The organism is Lutibacter sp. (assembly GCF_013139515.1).
Lineage (GTDB): Bacteria > Bacteroidota > Bacteroidia > Flavobacteriales > Flavobacteriaceae > Lutibacter.
The window spans coordinates 1-5,603 of the sequence record NZ_WTAR01000083.1; the positions used below are offsets into that span (position 1 = coordinate 1).

General features: G+C 31.9%; 5 protein-coding genes and 1 tRNA gene. All 6 read left to right on the forward strand.

Features of this window, described 5'->3' with window-relative positions:
- A partial coding sequence (locus GQ540_RS07925) for a homocysteine S-methyltransferase family protein (RefSeq protein WP_291799816.1) occupies positions 1-348 on the forward strand: 348 nt, incomplete at its 5' end.
- Entirely contained in the window at positions 345-3,026 is a 2,682-nt protein-coding gene (gene metH, locus GQ540_RS07930; protein ID WP_291799817.1) for a methionine synthase, read from the forward strand. The genes GQ540_RS07925 and metH, both read left to right, overlap by 4 nt.
- A gap of 3 nt (positions 3,027-3,029) precedes the next feature.
- Positions 3,030-3,986, forward strand: a complete 957-nt coding sequence (gene metF, locus GQ540_RS07935; protein WP_291799819.1) for a methylenetetrahydrofolate reductase [NAD(P)H] — start codon at positions 3,030-3,032, stop codon at positions 3,984-3,986.
- 128 nt (positions 3,987-4,114) lie between these two features.
- Entirely contained in the window at positions 4,115-4,432 is a 318-nt protein-coding gene (gene trxA / locus GQ540_RS07940; RefSeq protein WP_291799821.1) for a thioredoxin, read from the forward strand.
- Positions 4,433-4,525: 93 nt separating this feature from the next.
- Positions 4,526-5,449 carry a DUF58 domain-containing protein gene (locus GQ540_RS07945; RefSeq protein ID WP_291799822.1) on the forward strand — a complete coding sequence of 308 codons (924 nt, stop codon included), beginning with the start codon at positions 4,526-4,528 and terminating at the stop codon, positions 5,447-5,449.
- Between the two features lie 64 nt (positions 5,450-5,513).
- Positions 5,514-5,587: transfer RNA gene (locus GQ540_RS07950), tRNA-Asp, on the forward strand.
- Positions 5,588-5,603: the final 16 nt, after the last annotated feature.

Consider the following 5,603-nt stretch of genomic DNA (forward strand, 5'->3'; position numbering starts at 1 on the left):
GGGAGAACTTTATCTGGTCAAACAGCCGAAGCATTTTTAATTTCAGTTTCACACATTCCATTGTTATCAATCGGATTTAATTGTGCTTTGGGCGCAAGTCAGTTAACACCTCATTTAGAAGTATTGGCACAAAAATCTAAACTGTCAATTTCAGCACATCCAAATGCAGGTTTACCAAACGCTTTTGGTGAATACGATGAAACACCAGAACAAATGGCAAGTCAAATTAAAACCTATTTAGATAAAAATTTAGTGAATATAATAGGAGGTTGTTGTGGTACAACACCAGCACATATTAAAGCAATTGCTGATGCAGTTGACACCTATAAATTTAGAAATGTTGAATGATGAGTGAGGGTAAAAAATATTTAAAGCTATCAGGATTAGAACCTCTAATCTTGAATGAAAACAGCAATTTCATCAATGTTGGTGAGCGTACAAATGTTGCAGGTTCTCGTAAGTTTTTACGATTGATAAAAGAAGATAAATTTGATGAGGCATTAGCAATTGCTCGTCATCAAGTAGATGGTGGTGCACAAATTATCGACATTAATATGGACGATGGTTTATTAGATGGTAAGGAATCTATGGTTCGTTTTATGAATTTAATTGCTGCTGAACCTGATATTGCACGTGTCCCAATTATGATTGATAGCTCAAAATGGGAAATTATTGAAGCTGGTTTACAAGTTGCTCAAGGAAAATGTGTAGTGAATTCTATTTCTTTAAAAGAAGGTGAAGCACAATTTATAGAGCAGGCTAAGAAGATAAAAATGTATGGAGCCGCTGTTATAGTTATGGCTTTTGATGAAGTTGGACAAGCAGATAATTATGAGCGTAGAATTGAAATAGCAAAACGATCTTATAAAATACTGGTGGACATTGTCCACTTTCCTTCAGAAGATATTATTTTCGATTTAAATATATTTCCTGTGGCAACAGGGATGGATGAGCATAAAAGAAATGCTATTGACTTTATTGAAGCTACACGTTGGGTTCGAGAAAATTTACCAAATGTAAATGTAAGTGGAGGTGTTAGTAATGTATCGTTTTCTTTCAGAGGAAATAATTCAGTTCGTGAAGCAATGCATTCAGTATTTTTATACAACGCTATAAAAGCAGGAATGAATATTGGTATTGTAAACCCAACAATGTTAGAAGTCTATGATGAAATTCCAAAAGGTTTATTAGAACGTGTTGAAGATGTAATTTTAGATAGAAGAGGTGATGCTACAGAACGCTTATTAGATTTTGCAGAAACCGTTGTAAGTACAACAAAAGAGCGTAAAATTGATTTGTCTTGGAGAGAAAAATCATTACAAGATAGAATTACACACGCATTGGTAAAAGGATTAGATGAATTTATTATTGAAGATGTTGAAGAGGCTAGAATAAAAGCTACACAGCCCATTGAAGTTATTGAAATTAATTTAATGACTGGAATGAATGTTGTTGGAGATTTATTTGGTTCAGGTAAAATGTTTTTACCTCAAGTGGTAAAATCGGCTCGTGTAATGAAAAAAGCGGTGGCTTATTTATTGCCATATATTGAAGCAGAAAAAAATGGCGTAAGCCAGGCGAATGGAAAAATTTTATTAGCAACTGTAAAAGGTGATGTTCATGATATTGGTAAAAATATTGTGGGTGTGGTTTTAGCGTGCAATAATTATGATATTGTAGATTTAGGTGTGATGGTTGCTCCACAAAAAATAATTGAAACAGCAAAAGCTGAAAATGTGGATGTTATTGGGTTAAGTGGTTTAATAACACCATCATTAGATGAAATGGTATACTTAGCAAAAGAAATGGAACGTCAAAATTTTAAAGTTCCTTTAATAATTGGAGGAGCAACTACTTCAAAAGCACATACTGCAGTAAAAATTGATCCACAATATAAAAATGCGGTAATTTATGTGTTAGATGCTTCAAGAGCAGTTACCGTAGTTGGAGATTTATTAAACAAAAGGACAAATCAAAAGTATATAGGTGATATAAAAGCAGATTATGTAAAAGTTAGGGAAGGATATTTAAATCGTTCTAAACGAAAAGAATATTTACCGTTGGCTGAAGCAAGAAATAATAAATTTAAAATTGATTGGAATTCAACAAAAATAGCAACTCCAAATTTTATTGGAACACAAGTTGTTGAAGATTTTGATTTAACAAAATTAGTAGATTATATAGATTGGAGCCCGTTTTTTAGAACGTGGGAATTACACGGGAAATATCCTGAAATTTTAACTGATGAAGTTGTAGGAAATGCAGCAACCAATTTATTTAATGATGCTAAATTATTATTAGCCAAAATACTAGATGAGAAATTACTGAATGCGAAAGCTGTTTTTGGAATTTTCCCGGCAAATACTGTTGATGACGATATTGAAGTGTACGCAGATTCAGATAGAAATGATGTGAACGTTAAATTTGTAACCTTACGTCAGCAATTAAAAAAGAAAGTTGGAATTCCTTCCATTGCTTTATCCGATTTTATTGCGCCAAAAAATACTGGAATTGAAGATTATATTGGATCTTTTTGTGTCTCAACCGGATTTGGAACAGCTGAATTAGCTGCTGAATTTGAAAAAGACCACGATGATTATAACTCAATTATGATTAAAGCATTGGCAGATAGATTGGCTGAAGCCTTTGCCGAATATTTACATGAAAAAGTACGTAAAGAATATTGGGGTTATGCAATTTCAGAAGATTTATCTAATAAAGAGTTGATAAAAGAAAGTTATAAAGGAATTAGACCTGCGCCAGGTTATCCCGCATGTCCAGATCATACAGAGAAAAAAACAATTTGGGAATTGTTGAGCGTGAAAGAAACTATTGACGTTGAATTGACAGATAGTTTGGCAATGTGGCCGGCTGCATCAGTTTCTGGATATTATTTTGGGAATGAAAACGCAAAATATTTCGGATTAGGAAAAATCACAAAAGAACAAGTGCAGGATTTTGCTTCAAGAAAAGAAATGAATATTGAAACAGCTAAAAAATGGCTAAATCCTAATTTAGCAGAGTAAATTATGAAAGTAACAGAACATATAAAACAAGCCAACGGGAAAACACTATTCTCATTTGAAATAGTGCCGCCTCAAAAGGGTCAAAATATACAAGAATTGTACAATAATATTGATCCGTTAATGGAGTTTAAACCGCCTTTTATTGATGTAACAACATCTAGAGAGGAGTATATCTATAAGTCTAAAGAAAATGGTTTATTAGAGCAAAAAATCACTCGAATGCGCCCGGGAACTGTGGGTATTTGTGCATCGTTAAAACACAAGTACAATGTAGATGCTATTCCGCATGTGTTATGTGGAGGTTTTACCAAAGAAGAAACAGAATATGTGTTGGTAGATTGTCATTATTTAGGGTTGGACAATGTTATGGCGTTGCGTGGAGATGCTATGAAACATGAAAAATATTTTTCACCAACTAAAGAAGGGAATCATTATGCTTCAGAGTTGGTAGCTCAAATTAAAGATTTAAATCAAGGTAAATATTTACACGAAACAATTGAAACACCATATAATTCGAATTTTTGTATTGGTGTTGCTGGTTATCCAGAGAAACATTTAGAATCTCCAAGTTTAGATTCAGATTTGAAAAGGCTCAAAGAAAAAGTAGATGCTGGTGCTAATTACGTAGTAACTCAAATGTTTTTTGACAATGAAAAATATTTCGATTTTGTAGAAAAGGCTAGAGATTTTGGTATTTCAGTTCCAATAATTCCAGGTATAAAACCTATTGCTGTAAAACGCCATTTACAAATTTTACCACAAGTTTTTAGATTGGATGTTCCAGAAGAGTTGATTACTGAAGTTGAAAAATGTAAAGAAAATAAACAAGTACGTCAGGTTGGTGTTGAGTGGGCAATAAAACAGTCTAAAGAATTAATTGCTAAAGGAGTACCTGTGGTTCATTTTTATTCAATGGGAAAATCAGACAATATTAAAGCAATAGCAAGTAAAGTTTTTTAAATTTCAAGTAAAATTACTTTTGTTAATAGTTTTATAGAGAAAAGTAATAAATGTTGAATTGTAATGGTAAAATATTTGTTTACTTTTGTATGAGTAAATAATGAAATTAATAATTAAAAAAATATAGTATGGCATTAGAAATAACAGACGCAACTTTTGACGAAGTAGTTTTAAAATCAGATAAACCAGTAATGGTTGATTTTTGGGCAGCATGGTGTGGACCTTGTAGAATGGTTGCTCCAATTATGGATCAATTAACTACTGAATATGATGGAAAAGCAGTAATTGGTAAAGTTGATGTTGATGCAAATCAAGAATTTGCAGCTAAATATGGAGTTAGAAATATTCCTACAGTGTTGGTGTTTAAAAATGGTGAAGTTGTTGAAAAGCAAGTTGGTGTAGCACCAAAAGCTACTTACGCTCAAAAAATTGATGCACATTTATAAAATGTAATCTAAAAATAGTATTTAAAAAGGCTTGACATATTTGTCAGGCCTTTTTGTTTAAAATAGTATATTTACCATTATCAAAAAATACAAATGACTCCTTTAACTGTAAAAAATATTTCAGAATTAAACAGTCTTGAATTGTTAGCAAATCAAGTTGTTGAAGGTTTTATTACAGGAATGCATAAGAGTCCGTTTCATGGTTTTTCAGTTGAATTTGCTGAACATAGACTGTATAATAAAGGTGAAAGTACACGTCATATAGATTGGAAATTATATGCAAAAACTAAAAAATTATTTGTTAAACGTTACGAAGAAGAAACTAATTTACGATGTCATTTAATAGTTGATAATTCCGCATCTATGCATTATCCAATTGTTAAAAACCCTTCATTAGATAATTTAACAAAAATTGGCTTTTCTGCAATAGCTTCCGCAGCTTTAATGGAGCTATTAAAACGCCAGCGCGATGCTGTAGGTTTAAGTATTTATAGCGATAGGAACGAGTATTATGCACCAGCAAAAGGAAGTGATAGGCATAGAAGAATGTTGTTGAGTTATTTAGAAAATTTGTTACAACAACAATCTAAATCATCAACAGAAACATATGCAGTTTTACATGAAATAGCCGAAAAACTTCATAGACGATCGTTAATCTTTTTGTTTACTGATATGTTTCAAACTACGAAGAATGAAAATGAGTTATTTGAAGCATTACGTCATTTAAAATATAATAAACACGAAGTAGTTTTATTTCATACCTATGATGGAAAACTAGAATTAGATTTTGATTTTGAAAATTCTCCTAAGAAATTTGTGGATGTTGAAACTGGAGAAGAAATAAATTTATATGCTTCCTCAGTTAAAAAACAGTATAAAATTGAGGTTGAAAAATATTTCAATGATTTGAAAATGAAATGCATGCAGTATAAAATAGATTATGTTGCTGTTGATATTAAAAAAGGCTTTCATCAAATATTAATTTCATATTTAATTAGTAGAAAAAGATTTTTGTAAAAATTCTCAAAAAAGCTTTGTAGATATAAAAAACACTACTATATTTGCATCCGCTAAGAGCAACGGTCTGGTAGTTCAGCTGGTTAGAATACCTGCCTGTCACGCAGGGGGTCGCGGGTTCGAGTCCCGTCCAGACCGCAAAAAGCATCTCAAT